Origin of the sequence: Undibacterium sp. Tian12W (assembly GCF_049339405.1) — a bacterium.
In the GTDB taxonomy this organism is placed as follows: Bacteria; Pseudomonadota; Gammaproteobacteria; order Burkholderiales; family Burkholderiaceae_D; genus Undibacterium.
Window position 1 is genome coordinate 153,317 of the sequence record NZ_JBMPPK010000014.1, and the last position, 21,403, is coordinate 174,719.

A 21,403-nucleotide genomic window follows, 5' to 3' on the forward strand; every position below is an offset into this window, starting at 1 on the left:
GTCATCAGAGTGCATGCCCGCATGTGCTCTATGCACTCCAGATATGTAGGGCTATATGGAAACCAAAGTTGTCGAATTTGAACTCCCACAGATGGATGTGGGCAGTAGCTGTACCGCCAATGCCTGGGCGCGCATCCCCGATGCGCCTTCAGCAATAGAAAAACTGGAACTCAAAGCCAGAATACGCCAGCTCTTGAAAGAAAAGCAGGCCGTACTGGTCGCGCATTATTATGTCGATGCAGAACTGCAAGACCTGGCAGAAGAAACCGGTGGCTGTGTTTCTGACTCGCTGGAAATGGCGCGCTTTGGCCGTGACCACCCCGCCAAAACCCTGGTTGTCGCCGGTGTCAAGTTCATGGGCGAAACCGCCAAAATACTCAGCCCAGAAAAAACCATTTTAATGCCTGACCTGGATGCGACTTGCTCGCTGGACCTGGGTTGCCCGGCAGATGAGTTTGCAGCGTTTTGCGATGCCCATCCTGACCGTACCGTCGTCGTGTATGCCAATACCAGCGCCGCAGTCAAAGCAAGAGCTGACTGGATGGTGACATCCAGCATAGGTTTGGACATCGTTGCTCACTTGCATGCACAAGGCAAAAAAATACTCTGGGCACCCGATAAACATCTGGGTGGCTACATCCAGAAGCAGACAGGTGCAGACATGTTGCTATGGCAGGGCTCCTGCCTGGTACATGATGAATTCAAGGGCATAGAGCTGGATGTACTCAAGGCTGAGCATCCCAATGCCAAGGTCCTGGTTCATCCTGAATCACCGGCGGCTGTAGTAGCACTGGCTGACGTGGTCGGCTCGACTTCGCAAATGATCCATGCTGCAAAGACCCTGGATGCAGATGAATTCATCGTCGCCACTGACAATGGCATCCTGCACAAAATGCAGATGGCAGCGCCGACCAAGCGCTTCATCGTTGCCCCAACCGCTGGCAATAGCGCGACATGCAAGAGCTGCGCACATTGCCCATGGATGGCAATGAATGGCTTGCGCAATCTGCTGCAGGTACTGGAAAACGGCAATAATGAAATCCAGGTCGATCCTGCAGTTGGGCAAAAAGCCAAGGTTTGCATAGACCGCATGCTGGATTTTGCTGCGGCCAAAAAAACCAATGTGCGTCCATCCAGTGATCTGGCGAAAGAAGCCAAACTGTTCTCCGGCATAGGACCGGCCTGAGAACTTGTTACGATCTTAAGCGCAAGCCCCATCCAATTACACTGAGGTTATCTGGACATGTCTGGTAATTTAAAGAATACACATTTCCCTTTTGATGCAGATTTACAAAAAGCTTTTGAACGCAATATCAGCGATGCACTGGCTGAAGATGTCGGCGCTGCTGATCTGACAGGTCTGCTGGTGCCTGCTGATGAAATCGTGAATGCACAAGTCATCGTGCGTGAAGATGCTGTTCTGTGTGGCGCGCCATGGTTCGACGCCGTTATGACGGCACTGGATGCAACTATCATCGTGGATTGGCAATATGCTGAAGGCGAACAGATGAAGGCAAACACCATCGTCTGCAAAATCAAGGCCCCAGCCCGGGCCTTGCTGACAGCCGAACGTGCTGCGCTGAACTTCCTGCAATTGCTGTCTGCTGTCGCAACCGCCACCAGCAAATATGTCGCCATCATCGCTGGCACAAAAGCAGCCATACTCGACACCCGCAAAACTTTGCCTGGCCTGCGTCTGGCGCAAAAATATGCGGTGCGCGTAGGCGGTGGCGAGAACCAGCGCCTGGCCCTGTATGACGGTATCCTTATCAAGGAAAATCATATCGCAGCCGCAGGTGGCGTGGCTGAAGCCATGCAAAATGCGCTGAACCTGAATGCTGGTGTGAGCATACAAATAGAAGTCGAAACCCTGGAACAATTAAAGATAGCACTGGATGCCGGCGCCACTTCCATCCTGCTCGATAATTTTAATACCGGCATGATGCGTGAAGCCGTGGCTATCACTGCAGGCCGTGCCTTGCTGGAAGCCTCTGGCGGCATAGATCATTCATCAGTGCGAGCCATAGCCGAGACAGGTGTGGACAGGATATCCATAGGTAGCCTGACCAAGGATATCAAGGCGACGGATTATTCTTTGCGGATAGTTTGAAGCTATACCTGTTATTTGTTTGCTGGAATTCTCACTCTATTACAACATGAAGCAATCTTTTTCTGATGTTAACGTTGAAATTAGCCAAATTCTTAACGGGACTATGTATGAATTTGATCAGATGCCGGGTGTTAGCGGGAGCCTTCTGGTGGAGTCGGCTAGCCGCGACATTCGGCATATTTCTGCCTACACCAGTATATTTCTCCTGGGGCCACTTGTCGTACTGGCCATTGTTTTCTGGCAAATCAAGGGCTTGTCGTCGCTAATTAGTTCTGCCCTGGCCTGGATACATATCACTATTGCGCCTGCGACCGTGGTGAATGTCATACTTGCTTCGCTGTTCATCGCTTGCTGGGGCGCATTCTTCATTTACCTCCGTAATGTAAAGAAGCGTAATTTTGAAATGATGACAGAGGCTGAGCGAGGTCTGGTACAAGCTGTTCGCACGCTGGCGGATGCCTTGCCAGAGAATTGCGGTATGCTAGCCCAGAATCTTCGTGAGTTGGCGCAGCGTATGATTAAAATATTTGCCAGACAAGAACCGCATCTGGTTTCTGAATTGATGCATTCAACAAAGGCAGTGTTCAGCGAAAAGGTATGTTTTGCGCTGGGGCTTAATAGCGCATGTAATGATGCGATCAAGCGGTTGCATGAATCGATGTCCATGCAAAAAGCTGAATTGAAATCCAATGAGCTGATCAACGAATATAGAGACAGATTGGGAAATATTAATAAAGTCTGATTACCTGTTTATTCCGCATATCTCAAAACCAGGATATGCAGAGATTGATTGCTCTGCTCACTGAGCATTTCTACCCAGCTACCCGCTTTTTCACCATATAGTTTAAACAGTAATTCTGCCAGGCTGCTCATCTGAACTGCATTCAAGGCTGCTTCCCGGATGAGTGCCAGATAAGATGCGCCTATACCCATCAGACTGTAGTTGTAATTTTCTCTGAGATGCTTGCATAAAGCACGATTCTCAAAGGGATTCAGGTCTGAATCAAAATAGCCGTTAGGAAAGGCAGCCAGACTATCTTCGGGTTGATTGACGATGGCCCTGAACGCATAAATGCTATCGTCAATGATGGACAGCCAGTTTTCTTGAGCCAGCAGCAGTTCTGCCAGAGATTCATCATTCAGTAGCAGGTTTTTTTCTTGAAAAATCTGTTCCAGTGAGGTTTCTCTGCAAAGTTTTAAAAAATTTGCGTACCGAATAAAAAACTCAGATGCCGTGCTCAGGTAGCCGACATGCTCGCCATCTTCAAAGCATGCCGCATCAAGCGTACTCAAGTCATAGCCTTCTGTCTCGTCGAGATCGTGAGAACCTGAGCTATGCATGGATGTATATTGTGCCTGACCGAGGTCATCCAGTGTCAGCAGCAAATGTGAGTCAGGAAATTTGCTGCTTAATTCTTTCCAGTCCTGGATTAATTCTTCCTGATTTGCAAATTTATCCGCTACATAGACTTCGCACAAATACTCAAACTGTGTATCTGATAAGGGCTCAAATCTCATTTTCTGCGTGTCCAAAATGGCGGATAAATTTTTTGCTTGCTAGAGTAATCCGGCATTCCGTTTTGCAAACCAGCGCATCAGAAAGGGAATAGCGCAAATCATGCCGAATAGCATAAACAGGCCGGCGCCACCCAATTTCAGCTTGTCACTCAGGCTAAGTCCGAAGGCCAGAAGTGCGACAAACAGCCAGATTCGTAGCACTTGCATGATCTCCAAAGGAATATCTGCTTCGACTACTTCAAAACTGGAACTGCTTTCTTCAATGAAGCGATAGCTGGCCAATGGAACAATGGGAATATAGACCAATACCACCCACTTGGTCGTGATAAAGGATTGATCTGGCTGAAATTTGCATTTGCCGTAAAAAGTAGTGCCTATGCCGTTGATGGTTCTTGCCATGATGTTGTAGATGAAAAGTGATTGGAAAATAGAAGTAATCAGGCCACGCAGCTAAGCTGGCAAGCTATTAAGGTATCAGCCAGCGCCCGATTATCCCGCATCAACCATCAGTACGTAAAGCCGCAATTGGGTCCAGTGCTGCGGCCTGTCGTGCCGGGAATACACCAAAACCCAGGCCAACTGCTATGCAGGAGCTGACCGCAATCAACAGGCTCAGCGGTGACCAGGCAACAGACCAGCCCGCCAGCGCGGCAATGCTGTACGCAGCTATCGCGCCCAGCAATACACCGAGCAGTGCGCCGCTGAAGGCAATCACCAGGGCTTCTGCCAGGAATTGTTCTATGACGTCACGCCTGCGTGCGCCCAGGGCGCGCTTGAGGCCGATTTCACGACGGCGTTCCAGTACATTGGCCAGCATGATGTTCATGATGCCTATGCCGCCCACCAACAGGGATACCGCAGCGATAGAACTCATGACGATGGTAAAGATGCGCTGGGTTTGCTGGTTCTGCCTGTACAGACCCATGGGTACGATGAGGTTGGTGTCATCAGTACCGCCATGCCTTTGCTCTATCAGGTTCTGCAGCACGCGGGCTGCGATATCAGGTGCTGTCTGGCCATCCAGGCGCAAACTCAGGCTGTCGACTTCGTTTTCCAGCGCAGTGAAACGGAAACGGGCGCGGCCGGTCAGCCAGGGGACGAACAGGCGCTCGTCATCCAGGCCAAGTTTGACACCTTCGAATTCGGATTTGGAGAGGGCGCGGTCAGCCAGCACGCCAACTACTTCAAGCCAGGCGTGATTGAGCTTGATGCGCTCGCCAACTGGATTTTTGTCACCAAAGAGTTGATGAGCAAGGCGCGGGCCTATCACGCAGACAGGGGCGAGGGTGGCATCATCCTGCTGGCTTAACCAGCGCCCCTGGCCGATTTGCAGGCCACCGAGTTCGGCATACGAATCAGATACGGCAAAGGCGCGTGCAGGGACGACATTGCTGCCGCTGACCAGTTGATCTACCTTGATCTCTTTTTTGAGTGCCACTGCCTTGGCGCCAGGTACGACGGACAGTGCAGCATCTGCGTCAGCCGCCGACAAGCCCAGTGAGCGTGTGCGTATTTCTTTGAGACGTTTGTCGTCAATATTCTTGCTGTCTATGATGACATTGTCCAGACCCAGTTCGGCGACCAGGCGCAAGGCTTCGCGGCGGCTGCCTTCACCCACCGCCAGCATGGCAACGATGGCTGCCACACCAAAGATCATGCCTAACAGGGTCAGGCCGGTACGCAGCTTGCGCCTTTGCAGTTCATTGACTGCTTCCAGTATCAGGGCGCGGTTCATGAATGTGTATCCTTGCTTTTTTCTTTGTCTTTTACTTCAGGCAACAGGACTACCTGATTGCCCTGGCTGATACCTGATTTGATTTCACTGCGCACCGGGCCACGCTGCCCCAGTACTACTGACTGGCGCTTGAGCTGGTCGCCATCCTTGATATATGCAGCGAAATTACTCCCGTCCTGTATCAGGGCGATATTCGGTACCGTCATGGCTTTGGCCTGGTTGATGAGACTGACCGTGCCTATCAATGCCTGGCCAGGTTTGAGTGCCAGGCTTTGTGCCTGCGCCTTATTGAAAGCGGCTTCGAAGGTGATGAATTTGACTGGTGACTCCCGTGAAGTGACGCTAGCGCTATTGCCAACCTTGGTAATGCTCAATTCAATTTCCTGGCCATTACCAGCCAGACGTACCTTGACTGGCAGGCCCACTTTCAAACCAAAGGTACGGCCTTCTTCTATATTGAAATTGGCCACCAGTTGATCAAGGTCTGGCAGTGAGCCAAATTCTTCCCTGGGCCGGAAGCTTGAGCCAACCAGAGGTTTGGCTCCATCCCAGTTTGCCTGCAACAAGAATACGCCGTCATGCGGGGCCAGCAATTCCAGTGCATCCAGGTTCTTTTTGTGCTGGCTGGCATTCAGGCTGACACTTTCTTTCTGCGAGCTTAATACTGCCTGCTCTGCTGCACTGCGTGCCTGTACCTGCCCGGTTTTCCAGTTCAGGTAGCCGCGTTTGTTCTTCAGAAATCCGCTATCCTGCAATTCATCCAGTATTTTATTGCGTGAGAAAATCGCCAGATCGGCGTTGGCATAGCGTTCGCTGAGTCGCAAATCTGTCTGTACTTTAGCGCTGTCTGCAGACAGGGCAGAGCGGCTGCTGGCATCACTGGCTTGTATGGTTTCTGCGGCCAGTTCCTTGCGCAATAATTCCATTTCTGCCTGCGATAATTCCATGCGTGATTTTGGAGCATCAAAGAGAGCTATGACCTGGTCTTTTTTCACCAGGCTGCCTTCTGGCAGCATCTTTATCAGGGTGCGCGAATCCCAGCCCTGGCCAGGCACAGTCAGCGGAGTTTTGTTGGCGGCAATGATTTCGCCATCGACGACAATATTTTCTTGCCAGTTTCTGGGCGAGAAGGTTTCAGTTGCATGCTGGGTTTGTTCAGTCTTGTTGCTGCAGCCTGTGCTGCTAAACGCCAGTGTTATGCAGATGAGGAGTAGCCTTGATTTCATTTTTTTACTGCTCCTGTCGTCGCCGTCTCTATTCCCGATGAGACTAAAATTGCCTGCACTGCCGCACCGGGCTTGAGCCCTTTGGGCATCTGATCAAATTCCAGCTCTATATCCCGCACGATGATGGGTTGTGAGCTTGATTTGCTATGGAATACGTTGCCCAGCCCGGTAACGCGCGCAGGCACCGTCATGTTGGCGCCAGCTATGGTGATGCGGGCGCTTTGGCCAACTTTGATCGTAGTTGATTGGGCTTCGGGCACTTTGGCAGAGACAAATAATTTGTCTGGGTCTGCCACACTGGCAATGGATAATCCCATCCAGACCTGGCTGCCAGCAGCAAATTTTTCGCCTTCGAAATTGCTTTTGTAGATCATCATGCCTGGTTTGCTTGCTGTCACAGTCAGGGCTTTTTGCCCTTTGTTCAGTACGTCGATTTTCCCTTGCAGCATGGCGATCTCTGTTTCCAATCCCTTTTTTTCTGCCTTACGGGCACGTGCCTGGGTAGTGCGCATACGCAGGGACATCGCAGCCAGGTCGCTATTCAGTGATTTTTCTATGACCAGCTTGTCATAATCGACACGCCGGATTAATTCTTTGGGCATGGTGGCTTTGCGTGCAGCTTTTTCCGCATTGCTTTGCGCTTCTGCTACAGCCAGATCCGCAGCTTTTTCTGCTTCTGTCTGTTCCAGCTTCAGTTTTTCCAGTGCCCTCAGCTTCTCATTGAGCTGACTTTTTTGACTGGCAAGCTGGTTGGGTACTTCAGCCGCCTGGAACATGGCAAGCATATCACCTGCCTTGACGGCGCTGCCCTCGGGGGCAATCTGTGCCAGGGTATATTGCCAGATATAGGGGATCGACGGTGGCCCTATGGACGTGATATTGCGTGACTGTATTTCACCTTCCAGTGTCAGCTCCTTGTTTTGGGAGGTAGATTTTTCGCTGATTTTCTTACTGGCCTGAGCAGGTTCTATCAGGACGCTCATGCCAGGTATCAGTTTGAGATTTGATTGCGCCGGTAACTTGATATCGACACGAAAATATCGGCCATAACCCCAGACGTTGTGTTCTTCAGGTGCGTTGGAAATACTGGCTATACTGGCCGTTACTTCAGTGTCGGGCAGGGCATCAAATTTCAGGCCTACAGTTTGCCCTTCCTTCAAATAAGTCCTGTCTGCTTCCAGGGCCCATGCCCTGACTTCCATTTGACCTGAACCTATGACCTGTCCCGCAGTATTGCCAGGAAAAGCGCTTGAGCCTTCTTCCAGGCGCTCACTACGCCAGTTGCTATAGCCGTGGACGACATAGCCATCCTGGCTGGCTCTGACCTCAGAGCGTGTCAATTGCGTTTTGAGGTAATTGATGTTGATCTCTTGTTTTTTTAACTCGAGGTCAGCATCCGATTTTTTTCTGTTGATGGAGGTATAAGCGTCATCAAATGCCAGTTGTTTGACTTGTAGATCACGTTCTGATCTTTCTTTTTCTGCCTGATATTTATCAAATTCCAACGCAGCAATCTGGGTTTTGGGTAGAGCAGCATCAACCAGGGACTTGGCTAATGCAGCTTTGGCTGTGAGCAGATTTTTTTCCGCATCCAGCGCAGTGACCTCAAGTTTGGCTAGTTCGGCATCGGCTTTTGCCCGGGTTTGTTGCATGCTGATTTCCAGTTGCTCCAGGTTGGACGCATTTGGCGTTTCTATGCGCAACACCAGGTCGCCTTTTTTGACCTGGCTACCCTCAGCAACGAAGTTGCGTAAAACTACTGGTGAAGAATTGGATGGCGGCACCAGGATGGCTTGAGAATCTTTTGCAATGACTTCACCAGTCAATAATACCGGGCGACTCTGTGCAGGTGTGACGGTTTTGTCTGTGTTGGCTGGTGCTACCGATGAGGCTGGCGCAAGTGCAGGTATGCTGGCACATGCAGAGAGTACGCAGATGCCGAGTTTTGATAAGCTCAGGTGTTTTCGCAAATTGTGTTTCACGCTGTTATCTCCGCGACCTTGCCGTCAGCCAGGTGTATGGTTCTTTGCGCCCTGGCAGCAACTGCAGGGTCATGCGTGACCAGCACCAGGGTTTGTCCACCTGCATGCAATTCACCCAGCAAGCCAAGCACGTCGGCAGCGCTTTTGGAATCGAGATTGCCGGTAGGTTCATCGGCCAGCAACAAGGCGGGCTGATTCAGCAGAGCGCGGGCGATGGCGGCGCGTTGCAACTGGCCACCAGACAATTCACCTGGCTTGTGATCGATACGTTGTGCCAGACCTATACGCTCGAGCAACTGGCGGGCGCGTGTTTCGGCCTGTGCATCCGGCGAATTGCTATAGCGTTGCGGGAGCAGTACATTTTCCAGCACGCTAAGGCGCGGTAACAGATGAAAAGACTGAAAAACAAAACCTATGCTGCGATTGCGTATATCTGAGGCTGTATCGTCATTCATGGCGCTGATTTCTTCCTGGTTCAGGAGATAGCGGCCATGGTCGGGGCGGTCAAGCGCGCCGAGTACATTCAACAGAGTAGATTTGCCAGAACCTGAGGGACCCATGATGGCGACGAACTCACCACTGGCAATGTGTAAATCGATACCATCAAGCGCCCGGATTTCATTGCCGCCTTGCTTGTAGGTCTTGCGTATCTGACTGAGTTTTATCATGCCAATTTTTTTCTGGGTTCAGTAAGGCTGCACCGGAAAAAATTGCTGATGATATTGCCCGGCAAGCAAGCTGGGCAGTATCACTGTGATAATTTAATTTGTCAAATGGCTATGCAAAAATAGATGAAAAATTCGATTCTTTTTGCTGCTCATCTTCCTGACCAATTTGAATAAACTAATCAAGCTGCCAGCATCGCAAACGATGCTGGCAAGCAGTACTTATTTTTTACGCTTGGGTGACAAGACGGTAGGCAAGGCTTTTGGCAGAGTGTCAGGATAATCGCGGCTGAAGTGCAGGCCACGGCTTTCGCGGCGCGACAATGCACTGTTGACGATCAGTGAGGCGACTTCCACGAGGTTGCGCAGTTCCAGCAAATTATTCGAGATGCGGAAGTTGGCGTAGTATTCGTCTATCTCTTCCTTCAACAGACGTATGCGATGTTTGGCGCGCTCCAGGCGTTTGGTGGTGCGCACTATGCCAACATAATTCCACATGAAGCGCCGCAACTCATCCCAGTTGTTGGCGATGACGACTTCTTCATCTGCATCTGAAACACGGCTTTCATCCCAGTCTGGTAGGGCAATGACGCTGACACGTTCCTGGGCTTCTATATGTTTGGCGGTGGCGCGGCCTACGACCAGGCATTCCAGCAGTGAATTACTGGCGAGACGATTGGCACCGTGCAAGCCGGTATAGGCGGTTTCACCTACGGCATACAGGCCGGGCAAGTCGGTGCGACCATCGGTGTCGGTAACGATGCCACCACAAGTGAAATGCACCGCCGGTACCACGGGTATGGCCTGTTTGGTGATGTCTATACCGAGTTCAAGGCAGCGCGCATAAATAGTGGGGAAATGTTCTTTCAAAAATTCTGGCGGCTGGTGGCTGATATCAAGTTCAACAAAATCCAGGCCACGTTTTTTCATTTCAAAGTCAATCGCACGGGCAACCACATCGCGTGGAGCCAGTTCCATGCGATCATCATGGCTGGTCATGAAGCGCTTGCCAGCAGCGGCACCGGCCTCGGCTGGTAACTTCAGGATACCGCCTTCGCCACGTACTGCTTCTGTGATCAAAAATGATTTGGCAAAGGGATGGTAAAGGCAGGTAGGGTGGAACTGTATGAATTCCATATTACCGATGCGGCAACCAGCACGCCAGGCCATGGCGATGCCATCACCAGTAGCAGTGTCGGGATTGGTGGTGTACAGATAAACTTTGCCAGCGCCACCAGTTGCCATCACTGTGTGTTGCGCGGCAAAGGTATCTACCTTGCCAGTTTTTACGTCCTGCACATACAGCCCCAGGCAGCGTGGAGTCGGTGAGGTGTCACCGATCTTGGCGGAGGTAATGACATCGATTGCATAGTGATGCTCAAACAGCGTGATGTTGGGATGATTACGTACTTTCTGTTCCAGCGTGACTTGCACTGCATGGCCGGTGGCATCTGCCGCATGGATAATGCGGCGCTGGCTATGACCACCTTCGCGCGTCAGGTGAAAACCCAGCTCTGCATCTTCATCGCGGGTGAAGGGAACGCCTTGTTCTATCAGCCAGTCTATAGCTTCGCGGCCATGTTCTATGATGTAGCGGGTGGCACCTTCATCACACAGGCCGCCGCCTGCGATCAGGGTGTCTGAAATATGTTGTTCATGACTGTCATGGGAATCCAGTACGGCAGCGATGCCGCCTTGTGCCCAGTTGCTGGCACCGTCAAGTAATTCACGCTTGGAAATGATGGCGACTTTGCGTGTTTGCGCCAGATGCAGGGCGACAGATAAGCCAGCCAGTCCACTACCTACGATTGCTACGTCAAAATTCTTCATTGTCTTCCGTGTGTGTCTTTATTTGTTTTCGGTTGATTCCGCTTCAGGTAGCTTGTCATCTTTGTGCTTGATCCCGCACTGCTTGCTATAACTTAAAGCCATACCAGATGGTGAATCTGGAATGGTCTTGCCGTGTGCGTTGGGCTGTCGCAGACATCTTATGATGCCTCGCTTTTTGATGTGGGCTTGTCACATTCTAATTCAGGATGCAAAAGAGGGTGGCTTTTCCATATAGCAAAAATGCGCAGCTACCTGATTTTTTGCACAGTAGCTGTTAGCTTGAAAGGTGGAAAAAACGAATAAGCAAATCACAAATCAGCAAACTTGGCCTTAAAGCTTGCAAACCGCTTGACATAAGGCTTTGCGGCTTGCTCTAATACCGGATGCAGATTTCCTGCTTGCCGTGATAGATGCACGACCAATAAAATAATCGAATACATCATCGCGAAATTCAAATTTTTGTGAGGGGGCTATAAGTGAATAAGACTGAGTTGATCGATCATATTGCGAAAACAGCGGATATTTCCAAAGCGGCTTCGTCGCGTGCGCTGGATGCTGTGATCGGTGCCGTAAAAACCACATTGAAAAAAAATGGCACGGTAACGCTGGTTGGTTTTGGTACCTTCTCCGTTGCCAAACGTGCTGCCAGGGCAGGTCGTAATCCTAAGACTGGCGAGCCTATCAAGATCAAATCTGCCAAGGTTCCTAAATTTAAACCTGGCAAAGCGTTGAAAGATGCGGTAAACTAACGCACTTTCGTGGCTCAGGATATGGGTCGCGGAGTTTGTTTGTATGCGTGGGGCGCTTAGCTCAGTTGGTAGAGCGGAGCCCTTACAAGGCTTAGGTCGGGAGTTCGAGCCTCTCAGCGCCCACCAGTAGCAAGCAAGCTGTAGTGCCAGGAAGTACAAAAGAAACAAAAGGAGTGGTAGTTCAGTTGGTTAGAATACCGGCCTGTCACGCCGGGGGTCGCGGGTTCGAGCCCCGTCCGCTCCGCCAGAAAATCGAGAAGGCGAACGAAAGTTCGCCTTTTTTTGTATTCGTCAAATTGTTATTGTGATACTTAGCCACGTGATTGGTTGAACATGTTTGAATTTATTCGTACCCATCAGCGCTTAATGCAAATTTTGCTAGCTGTTCTTATCTTGCCGTCATTTGTTCTGTTCGGTAATCCTGACGCTTTGCGCTCCTACTTCAGTAAAGAGGAAGGTATTGCAAAAATTGGTAAGGTTCCAGTCTTGCAAGCTGAGTTTGATCAGGCATTGCGTGACCGGCTTGATAACATGCGCCAGATGTATGGCCCGGATTTTGATACAAAATTGCTCAATACCGTTGAGCAAAGGCAAAGCGTTCTGGATGAACTGATTGAGCGCAAGCTTATTGCTTATGATTTTTCGCAAAAGGATCTCACTGTTTCCAAAGTCTCCCTGCAAAGCTTGATTGCACAAATTCCAGGTGTGGTTACAGCTGATAATCGTTTTGATAGTGCCGCATATGCCAGGTATGCAGCTTCTCAAGGTTTGAGTACGGATGAGTATGAAAGGCGTTTGAAGTTGCGCGAGGAAATTCGGCAAGTAATTGGGCCTGTAGCTTCGGCGGCATTTGTGCCAAAAACAGTTGCAGCGCGTCTGTCAGCCATTAATGAACAAGAGCGCGAAGTGCAGATGTTGATGCTCAAGCCAGAAGACTTTGCGGCGCGCGTCAAAGTGACGGATGAAATGCTGAAGGCCTATTATGAAAAAAATGCGGCTCAGTTTGAAATCCCCGAGCAAATCAATGCTGAATATGTCGTGTTGAATAGTGACGCACTGGCAGAGCAGATCACAGTAGCAGATGCGGATGTCCAGGCTTACTATAAGGCCAATGAGAAATCCTATACGACTGAAGAACAGCGTCGTGCCAGCCATATCCTGATTACTGCAGGCAAAGACAGTAGTGATGCTGACAAAGCCAAGGCAAAGGCCAAGGCTGCAGACATACTGGCACAATTGCGCAAGAAGCCTGAAGACTTCGCCAAGCTGGCAAAGGAAAATTCTGAGGATCCGGGTTCTAAAGAAAAAGGTGGTGACCTGGATTTCTTTGGCAAGGGCATGATGGTGCCGCAGTTTGATGAAAGTGTATTCAAGCTTAAGCAAGGTGAAATCAGTGACCTGGTGCAGTCCGACTATGGTTTTCACATCATCACGTTGACTGCTATCAGGCCTGCTGGCGTAAAAACCCTGGATGAAGTCAAGGCTCAAATTGCAGCAGACATCAAAAAGCAAAAAGCAGCCAAGGCGTACAAAGAGGCGGCAGAGACTTTTGGCAATGTCTTGTATGAGCAGGGTGATAGTCTCAAGCCTGCAGCAGAAAAGCTGAAGTTGAAGATTCAGACGGTGAATGGCTTGACGCGTAACAGCAAGCCTGGGGTACCTGCAACAGTAGAAACCAATAATCCTAAATTCCTGAAGGCGATCTTCTCTGATGATGTGGTCAAGAAAAAACACAACACTGAGGCGGTAGAGGTTGCTCCAAATACCTTGATTGCTGGCCGCATCGTTGAATACAAGCCTGCATCCAAACGTCCGTTTGAAGAAGTGAAAGCAGTCATCCAGGCGCAGGTCACTGCGACGGAAGCCGCAGCCCTGGCTGAAAAAGAAGGTATAGCCAAGCTGGCAGCACTGAAAACGGCTGATTCTACCGCTGGATTTGCCGAAGCCAAAGTGGTATCGCGTTTGAAAAATCAGGACATCCCTGCTGTGGCCCTGGTAGATCTGATGCGCGCTGATGTCCAGAAGTTGCCAGCTTTTGTCGGCACGCATCTGGGCAATGCTGGCTATGTTATTTTCCGTATAGGCAAGGTAACTGCTGGTACGCCGGATGCAGCGCGTCGTGCTTCAGAAGCGCAGCAACTGACAAGCATGCAGTCTGCTCAAAATCTGTATTCTTATATTGAATTGTTGAAGCAAAAGTCGAAAGTGACTGTCAATAAAGCAGCAGTAACCGCACCGGTATCAGCCGCGCCGTAATCCAGCTAATTACGCACTAAGTACGCACTAAGTTGCGTAATTCAAAAAGACATCCTCAGGGATGTCTTTTTTTTTTTGAAAATTAGTTTTGCTGATTCCTGGTCATGTTGTCTTTCTCAGGCAATTGAATTTGAAACTGGCTGCATTTGATGTGCATCAATGTAGCTGGGCAAGGTGATTGTTATTCTGGCGGTGTATTTTTACAACAGAGTGAGATCATGACAATAACTAAAGAAAACACATACAACTACCGGGTTGTACGGCAATTTTCTGTCATGGCAGTGGTTTGGGGTGTCATCGGCATGCTCGTGGGCGTGGTGATTGCATCCCAGCTTGCCTGGCCAGAATTTCTTGGGGGGATACCGTGGCTCAGCTATGGCCGTTTGCGCCCCTTGCATACCAATGCCGTGATCTTTGCCTTTGGTGGTTGCGCCTTGTTTGCAACTTCCTACTATGTCGTCCAGCGCACATCCAATGTGCGCTTGTTTGCAGAAGGTCTGGCTGAATTCACTTTCTGGGGCTGGCAACTGGTTATCGTCGCAGCAGTCATCAGTTTGCCATTGGGTTTTACCCAAGGCAAAGAATATGCAGAACTTGAATGGCCTATAGACTTGCTCATCGCTGTCGTGTGGGTGTCATATGCCATCGTATTTTTTGGCACACTGATGAAACGCAAGGTTGAGCATATTTATGTTGCCAACTGGTTTTATGGTGCCTTCATCATCGCAGTAGCAGTTTTGCATATCGTGAATAGTGCGGCCATTCCCGTGTCCTTTATGAAGTCATATTCTGCTTATGCCGGTGTGCAGGATGCGATGGTGCAGTGGTGGTATGGTCACAATGCGGTCGGCTTTTTCCTGACGGCTGGTTTCCTGGGCATGATGTATTACTTCATCCCCAAACAAATTGAGCGCCCGGTTTATTCTTATCGTTTGTCCATCGTCCACTTCTGGGCTCTGATTTTCACTTACATGTGGGCGGGTCCGCATCATTTGCATTACACCGCCTTGCCTGACTGGGCACAATCCATAGGCATGGTGTTCTCACTGATTCTGCTGGCTCCATCATGGGGTGGCATGGTCAACGGCATCATGACCTTGTCTGGTGCCTGGAGCAAGTTGCGCTCTGATCCTATCTTGCGTTTCCTGATCGTGTCTCTGTCGTTCTACGGTATGTCAACCTTTGAAGGTCCGATGATGGCGATCAAGACTGTGAATGCCTTGTCGCACTACACAGACTGGACTGTCGGTCACGTGCACTCCGGTGCTTTGGGCTGGGTGGGTTTCATTACGATCGGCAGTCTTTACTATCTGATCCCGCGTCTGTTTGGCCAGACACAAATGCATAGCAAGAGCCTCATAGAAGTGCATTTCTGGGTAGCGACAATTGGCGTTGTGTTGTACATCGCTTCGATGTGGGTAGCCGGTGTCATGCAAGGTCTGATGTGGCGTGCAGTCAATGAAGATGGCACGCTGACTTACTCATTTGTCGAGAGTGTCAAGGCGACCTATCCCTACTATGTGATACGCATGCTGGGCGGCCTTCTGTATCTCAGTGGCATGCTGGTTATGGCCTACAACGTCACAAAAACCATCATGGCTGCCAAACCCGTGAATAACACAATCCCGGCTTTGCCTGCTGCTGCAGCACATGCTTGAATCATAGGAGAAATTTGATGCGTAATTTTACTCATGATCTGATTGAGCGCAATGTCGGTCTGTTGCTAGTGCTAGTGATCCTGACAATTAGTGTCGGTGGTTTGGTTGAGATTGTTCCTCTGTTCTTTCAAAAATCGACCACGCAACCAGTGCAAGGCATGCTGCCGTATTCGGCGCTGCAACTGGCTGGCCGTGATATTTATCTGAGAGAGGGGTGCTACGGCTGCCACTCGCAAATGATACGCCCCTTCCGTGCCGAGACTGAACGTTATGGCCATTATTCTGTTGCGGGTGAGTCTGTGTATGACCATCCTTTCCAGTGGGGTAGCAAGCGCACCGGCCCTGATCTCGCAAGGGTGGGTGGGCGTTACAGCGATACCTGGCACAGAGATCATCTGAATGACCCGCGCTCTGTTGTCGTTGAGTCGAATATGCCTGCCTATCCATGGCTGGCGAAGACCCAGCTCGTGCCTGACGATATCACGCCCAAGCTCAAGGCGATGAAGACCCTGGGCGTGCCCTACAGCGATGAGCAAATCAAGGCAGGGCCTGTCGAGCTGGCTAACAAAACTGAGCTTGATGCGGTGATCGCTTATTTGCAAGTGCTGGGCACTGCGGTCAAAAACAAGAATTGATAGCAGAAAAAGCCAGTTTTTTATCTGCTGGCCTTTTGGGGAGAAAAAAATGAATTTCACAATACTGAGCAGCGTCGTGACGGTCATCAGCCTCATCGTATTTCTTGGCATTATTTACTGGGCTTTCAGTGCCGGTAATAAAGAAAAATTTGAAAAAATGGCGCGCTTGCCAATTGATAATGAGAATGGGAAATAGCCATGGCAGACTTTTTTAATGAATGGTGGAGTACCGGTATCGCCATCGTCACGGCCTTATCCATGCTGGCCTGTGTTTTACTGTTGTGGTCGCAATCCAAAGTCAAGGTTAAGGTCGGTAGCGACGGTAAGCCTCTGCCCGCAGAAACCACTGGCCATGTCTGGGATGGTGACTTGATGGAGCAAAACAATCCGCTGCCAAAATGGTGGATGTGGTTGTTTTATCTGACCGTGGTGTATAGCGTGGGTTATCTGGTGGTATACCCGGGCTTTGGCAAATGGCAGGGCACATTTGGCTGGAGTCAAAAGGGTGCGTATGAAAAAGAAATGAGAGATGGTGAAGCGCAATATGGCCCCATCTTCAATAAATACCTGGCCATGGACATCAAGGCGGTGGCCAAAGATGCGCAAGCACATGAAATTGGTCAGCGCCTGTTCCTGAACACTTGCGCGCAATGCCATGGTTCTGATGCGCAGGGCGGCAAAGGTTATCCCAACCTGACTGATACTGACTGGCTGTATGGTGGTGATCCACAAACTATCCTGACCACGATACGTGAAGGTCGCCATGGCCAGATGCCTCCCATGGGGGCAGCGCTGGGCACCGATGACGATGTCAGAAATGTCGCCAACTATGTGCTGAGCCTGTCCAGTTCTGCACATGACCCTATCAAGGCAGCCCTGGGTAAATCCAAATTTGCCGCCTGTGCTGCCTGTCATGGTGGTGATGGCAAGGGCAACCAGGCCCTGGGTGCACCAAACCTGACAGACAAAGTCTGGCTGTATGGCGGTGGTATTGAAAACGTCATGGAAACCATCAACAAAGGCCGCAATAACCAGATGCCAGCTCACAAGGCAATTTTGACCGAAGGCAAGATACATTTGCTGGCAGCCTATGTCTGGAGCTTATCCAATAATTCTGCGACTGCGCAGGTAAGCGATGCGGATGTCAGCGCCGTCAAGCAAATTGCCGCCAGTGCTGCTGAAGCCGCATTAGCTAAATAGTCAGCTAAATAATTAGCTTATTAACTGCTTGAAAACCATGAATGTGCCAATTATGAACAGGGAGAGAAAATGATTATCCAGCACGCTCCGCCTGTACTGATTGGCACTGTCATTTTGTCTTACTAAGAAAAACAGAATCAAGATGAAGCACATACCCATAATCCCGGTGCCTATAGAAGAGGCTGAACTGGCGCTTTTTGAAGAGCGCCGGAAAATTTATCCGCGTTCACAAACTGGCTGGTTTTCTTCGTGGCGCTGGGTGCTGGTGTTATTTACCCAGGCTTTGTTTTATGGCACAGCCTGGCTGAACTGGAATGACAGGCAGGCAGTTTTATTTGACCTGGTTGCCCGTAAATTTTATATTTTTGGCCTGGTTTTGTGGCCCCAGGATTTTATTTATCTGGCGGTATTGCTGGTCATTTCAGCCTTGAGCCTGTTCTTGTTTACTGCCATTGCCGGCAGGGTATTTTGCGGTTATGCCTGCCCACAAACCGTATATACCGAAATTTTCCTGTGGATAGAACACAAGATAGAAGGTGAGCGCAACGCAAGAATGAAGCTCGATGCTTTACCTATGACAGCGCGTAAATTCTCGCTCAAGTTCATCAAGCATTTCATCTGGATAGTGCTGGCATTGTGGACAGGTTTTACCTTTGTCGGTTATTTCACTCCCATACGTGAGCTGGCGATAGAGGTAGGTAATTTTACGCTGGGTCCATGGGAGACTTTCTGGTTTCTGTTCTACGGTTTTGCCACCTATGGCAATGCAGGCTGGATGCGTGAGCAAGTCTGCAAATACATGTGTCCTTATGCGCGCTTCCAGAGTGCCATGTTTGATAAAGATACTTTGATTGTTACTTACGATACCGCACGTGGAGATCCACGTGGCGCAAGGAATAAGAAGATTGATCACAAATCTCAGGGCATGGGGGATTGTGTGGATTGCGGCATCTGTGTGCAGGTGTGCCCCACGGGCATTGATATCCGCCAGGGCTTGCAATATGAATGTATTGCCTGCGGTGCCTGTATTGATGGCTGTGATCAGGTCATGGACAAGATGGGTTATGAGCGTGGCTTGATACGCTATACCACTGAACATGCCCTGACCAGAAAACTGGATGACAAAGCCATGTGGAAACGGGTATTCCGTATGCGCACCCTGATTTATGGTGGCTTGCTGGGCTGTATCATTTTGGTGGCGGCAGTTTCTCTGGCCATGCATACCCCCTTGAAAGTCGATGTCATCAAAGACCGTGGCATGCCTAAAATAACTGAAGCGGGCGCAATAGAAAATGTCTATCGTCTGCAAGTCATGAACACCCAGGAATCGGCGCGACATTACAGTGTGGCAGTAGAAGGTGCCGCAGGTGCGGTTATCGTCAACCCTGCGAATCTGGAAGTTGGCTCTGCGAGCACAAAAGCGTTTCCGGTCAGGGTCAGGGTGCCAGCCAATGTATTGGCAAGCGGTTCTAACCGCATACGTTTTGTCGTCAAGGATATTGAAACACCAGAAGTAACGGTGATTGAAAAAGCCGTGTTCACTGTTCCACGTTAGGAGAAGAAAATGGAAGCCAGTCTGATGCCCCCAAAATCCAGGCGCGATACCTGGTACAAAGAACCCTGGTTACTGCTGGTGGCTGGCGGTCCGGCCTTTGTGGTTTGTGCCAGTCTGTATACCGGCTACATTGCCATGCATGGTGCCGACAAGGTCGTGGCCGAAGATTATTACAAACAGGGCCTGATGATCAACAAGGATATACAGCGCGACGCCAAGGCCAGGGAGTTGCAACTGAATGCCTACATCAATGCCGACTTTGCCAAAGGCAAGATCGTTCTGCAAGTCAGTGGAAAGGGTAATTTACCCGAGACCATACAATTGAGCCTGGCCAATGCCGCAGCTGGCGGCAATTCAGTCAGTGAGCTCATACGTCGCTTACCGATGAAGCGTACGGCCGCTGGTCAATATGAAGGCGACCTCAAACTGATGCCAAATGCCGGAGAACAAGCTGTAAAACTGTTTCATATCAAACTGGAGACCACAGACTGGCGCCTGACCGGTGACTGGTTTGATCCAGGACAAAAACCAGTGCAGCTGAATGCGGCAAAATGAGTTCAATCCCTGAAATTTGTTGACCTGAGGCTGGACTATCACTAGAAGGGGACAGGATTTGGAAAATAGCACTATCACATCACGTAAACCACAATTGCGTTCTATGTTGATGATCGTTTTGTGGCCAGCTTTTTTGATGGCCTGTGCGGCAACGGGCTTGTTCTTTAGCCTGGTTGATCCCATGGAATTGATTGTGCTGGACAGGCGCCTGCAAATGCATGAAACAGGTGTTTATACCATAGGCTTTTTCGCCTTCTGGTTACTGGGAATTCTGTCTAGTGGTCTGACGGCCTTGCTAGTGCAAAAAGCACATTGAGACCCATCATGATAATGAACGAAGCGGCTGTATTTCCAGCAATAGAAATTCCAGAAGCACTGATACGCCGTTTCGACAGCCTGGGGCCCAGATACACGTCTTACCCCACGGCAGACAGGTTTGCAGAAACTTTCACGGCAGAGTCTTACATACGCTATCTGGAAGAACGCAGCCATTTGCTGAGCAAACCACCATTATCGCTATACATACACATCCCGTTCTGCGCCTCGCTGTGTTATTACTGCGCCTGCAATAAAGTCATCACCAAAGACCACGGGCGTTCGGCCAAGTATCTGGAATACCTGACCAAGGAATTGAAGCTGGTGACTGCCCATTTGCATGCGCGTGAAATCCTGAGCCAGTTGCATCTTGGTGGTGGTACGCCGACCTTTCTCAGCCATGCCGAATTGCGCCAGTTGATGAGCCTGCTGCACGAGCATTTTGACTTCACTGATGATGCCGAAATCTCTATAGAGATAGATCCACGTACCGTTACTACCGAAACCCTGCAAATACTGGCAGAACTGGGCTTTAACCGGACCAGTCTCGGTGTACAGGATTTCAATGAGGAAGTACAAAAGGCAGTGCACCGCATACAGCCTTACGAAATGGTGGCTGCTACGGTGGCAGATAGCCGGGCCTGCGGTTTTCAGTCTATCAATTTTGATTTGATCTATGGTCTGCCGAAACAGAATCTGGAAAGTTTTTCCGAGACACTGGACCAAGTCATCGCACTGTCGCCTGCCCGCATTGCGCTTTACAACTATGCACACCTGCCGACACGCTTTAAACCTCAGCGCCGGATCGCCGAAGCAGATCTGCCGTCTGCGGAGCAGCGCCTGCAAATTTTCCTGATGTCGATACGGCGCTTGCTGGCTGAGGGTTATGTGTATATTGGCCTCGATCACTTTGCCAAACCGGACGACAGTCTGGCACAGGCGACTCTGGATGGTAGCCTGCACCGGAACTTCCAAGGCTACACGACGCGGGCAGATTGCGATCTCATCGCCCTGGGTTTGTCGGCAATAGGCAAGGTCGGGGCATCTTATGGTCAGAATCTGCGCACTCTGGATGAATACTATGCCAGTCTGGACCAAGGCAGATTACCTGTAGAAAAAGGTTATCACCTTGACGTCGATGATATCTTGCGTCGCCAGGTCATCATGAGCCTGATGTGCAGCAATACCCTGAATTTCAAATACCTTGAAATGCAATATGGTATTTCTTTCCCTGACTATTTTGCTGATGAACTGCAAAGGCTGCAAGACTATGCACAAGAAGGCATAGTGTTGGTCAATGACAGTAGTATCAGTATTCCGCCCAAGGGCCGCTTGTTCGTGCGCGCACTGGCGATGGTTTTTGACCGCTATCTGTCGCAGCAATCAGGCGCCAGATATTCCAAACTGATCTGAG

20 protein-coding genes and 2 tRNA genes are annotated in these 21,403 nt (G+C 50.1%); 15 read left to right on the forward strand and 7 right to left on the reverse strand.

Annotated elements, in window-relative coordinates; translation table 11 throughout:
* Positions 1-55 precede the first annotated feature (55 nt).
* The 3 genes from nadA to ACO0LI_RS18850 are packed head-to-tail and all read left to right on the forward strand — an operon-like array spanning position 56 to position 2,852.
* Complete coding sequence (nadA, locus tag ACO0LI_RS18840) at positions 56-1,186, forward strand: quinolinate synthase NadA (protein WP_423034446.1); 1,131 nt, start codon at positions 56-58, stop codon at positions 1,184-1,186.
* A 57-nt stretch (positions 1,187-1,243) separates the two neighbouring features.
* A complete protein-coding gene (gene nadC, locus ACO0LI_RS18845) occupies positions 1,244-2,110 on the forward strand; it encodes a carboxylating nicotinate-nucleotide diphosphorylase (protein WP_423034448.1) in 867 nt (288 codons plus the stop codon).
* A gap of 46 nt (positions 2,111-2,156) precedes the next feature.
* On the forward strand, positions 2,157-2,852 hold the full coding sequence (locus ACO0LI_RS18850) for a hypothetical protein (RefSeq protein WP_422952052.1): 696 nt from the start codon (positions 2,157-2,159) through the stop codon (positions 2,850-2,852).
* Between the two features lie 8 nt (positions 2,853-2,860).
* Here the strand turns inward: ACO0LI_RS18850 and ACO0LI_RS18855 are convergent, their stop codons facing one another.
* The 7 genes from ACO0LI_RS18855 to nadB form a co-directional block, all read right to left on the reverse strand.
* Positions 2,861-3,628, reverse strand: a complete 768-nt coding sequence (locus tag ACO0LI_RS18855; RefSeq protein WP_423034450.1) for a hypothetical protein — start codon at positions 3,626-3,628, stop codon at positions 2,861-2,863.
* A 39-nt stretch (positions 3,629-3,667) separates the two neighbouring features.
* On the reverse strand, positions 3,668-4,027 hold the full coding sequence (locus ACO0LI_RS18860; protein ID WP_423034453.1) for a hypothetical protein: 360 nt from the start codon (positions 4,025-4,027) through the stop codon (positions 3,668-3,670).
* A 100-nt stretch (positions 4,028-4,127) separates the two neighbouring features.
* Positions 4,128-5,363, reverse strand: a complete 1,236-nt coding sequence (locus ACO0LI_RS18865) for an ABC transporter permease (RefSeq protein ID WP_423034455.1) — start codon at positions 5,361-5,363, stop codon at positions 4,128-4,130.
* Positions 5,360-6,589, reverse strand: a complete 1,230-nt coding sequence (locus tag ACO0LI_RS18870; protein WP_423034457.1) for an efflux RND transporter periplasmic adaptor subunit — start codon at positions 6,587-6,589, stop codon at positions 5,360-5,362. The genes ACO0LI_RS18865 and ACO0LI_RS18870 overlap by 4 nt, the downstream gene beginning before the upstream one ends.
* A complete protein-coding gene (locus tag ACO0LI_RS18875; RefSeq protein ID WP_423034459.1) occupies positions 6,586-8,571 on the reverse strand; it encodes an HlyD family secretion protein in 1,986 nt (661 codons plus the stop codon). Before ACO0LI_RS18875 ends, ACO0LI_RS18870 begins: the two co-directional genes overlap by 4 nt.
* Positions 8,568-9,239 (reverse strand): ABC transporter ATP-binding protein, encoded by a 672-nt coding sequence (locus ACO0LI_RS18880; protein ID WP_423034461.1) that lies wholly within the window; start codon positions 9,237-9,239, stop codon positions 8,568-8,570. The genes ACO0LI_RS18875 and ACO0LI_RS18880 overlap by 4 nt, the downstream gene beginning before the upstream one ends.
* 219 nt (positions 9,240-9,458) lie before the next feature.
* Entirely contained in the window at positions 9,459-11,066 is a 1,608-nt protein-coding gene (gene nadB, locus ACO0LI_RS18885) for an L-aspartate oxidase (RefSeq protein WP_423034463.1), read from the reverse strand.
* 476 nt (positions 11,067-11,542) lie between these two features.
* On the opposite strand from nadB, the gene ACO0LI_RS18890 reads away from it, so the two are divergent.
* From ACO0LI_RS18890 to hemN, 12 genes are all read left to right on the forward strand, one after another.
* On the forward strand, positions 11,543-11,815 hold the full coding sequence (locus ACO0LI_RS18890; protein WP_162040973.1) for an HU family DNA-binding protein: 273 nt from the start codon (positions 11,543-11,545) through the stop codon (positions 11,813-11,815).
* A 50-nt stretch (positions 11,816-11,865) separates the two neighbouring features.
* Positions 11,866-11,941, forward strand: a tRNA-Val gene (locus ACO0LI_RS18895).
* A 44-nt stretch (positions 11,942-11,985) separates the two neighbouring features.
* Positions 11,986-12,062: transfer RNA gene (locus tag ACO0LI_RS18900), tRNA-Asp, on the forward strand.
* A gap of 86 nt (positions 12,063-12,148) precedes the next feature.
* Positions 12,149-14,071, forward strand: a complete 1,923-nt coding sequence (locus tag ACO0LI_RS18905) for a peptidylprolyl isomerase (RefSeq protein ID WP_423034465.1) — start codon at positions 12,149-12,151, stop codon at positions 14,069-14,071.
* A 218-nt stretch (positions 14,072-14,289) separates the two neighbouring features.
* Positions 14,290-15,729, forward strand: a complete 1,440-nt coding sequence (ccoN, locus tag ACO0LI_RS18910; protein ID WP_423034467.1) for a cytochrome-c oxidase, cbb3-type subunit I — start codon at positions 14,290-14,292, stop codon at positions 15,727-15,729.
* A gap of 17 nt (positions 15,730-15,746) precedes the next feature.
* Positions 15,747-16,364, forward strand: a complete 618-nt coding sequence (ccoO, locus tag ACO0LI_RS18915; protein WP_422953091.1) for a cytochrome-c oxidase, cbb3-type subunit II — start codon at positions 15,747-15,749, stop codon at positions 16,362-16,364.
* A gap of 49 nt (positions 16,365-16,413) precedes the next feature.
* Positions 16,414-16,560: a cbb3-type cytochrome oxidase subunit 3 gene (locus tag ACO0LI_RS18920; RefSeq protein ID WP_422953092.1), complete on the forward strand. Its 147-nt coding sequence runs from the start codon at positions 16,414-16,416 to the stop codon at positions 16,558-16,560.
* A gap of 2 nt (positions 16,561-16,562) precedes the next feature.
* Entirely contained in the window at positions 16,563-17,564 is a 1,002-nt protein-coding gene (gene ccoP, locus ACO0LI_RS18925) for a cytochrome-c oxidase, cbb3-type subunit III (protein ID WP_422953093.1), read from the forward strand.
* A 142-nt stretch (positions 17,565-17,706) separates the two neighbouring features.
* Positions 17,707-19,119, forward strand: a complete 1,413-nt coding sequence (ccoG, locus tag ACO0LI_RS18930) for a cytochrome c oxidase accessory protein CcoG (protein ID WP_423034469.1) — start codon at positions 17,707-17,709, stop codon at positions 19,117-19,119.
* A 9-nt stretch (positions 19,120-19,128) separates the two neighbouring features.
* Positions 19,129-19,674 (forward strand): FixH family protein, encoded by a 546-nt coding sequence (locus ACO0LI_RS18935; RefSeq protein ID WP_422953095.1) that lies wholly within the window; start codon positions 19,129-19,131, stop codon positions 19,672-19,674.
* A gap of 58 nt (positions 19,675-19,732) precedes the next feature.
* A complete protein-coding gene (locus ACO0LI_RS18940; RefSeq protein ID WP_422953096.1) occupies positions 19,733-19,990 on the forward strand; it encodes a hypothetical protein in 258 nt (85 codons plus the stop codon).
* Positions 19,991-19,998: 8 nt separating this feature from the next.
* A complete protein-coding gene (gene hemN, locus ACO0LI_RS18945; RefSeq protein ID WP_422953097.1) occupies positions 19,999-21,402 on the forward strand; it encodes an oxygen-independent coproporphyrinogen III oxidase in 1,404 nt (467 codons plus the stop codon).
* The last annotated feature ends 1 nt before the right edge of the window (position 21,403 follow it).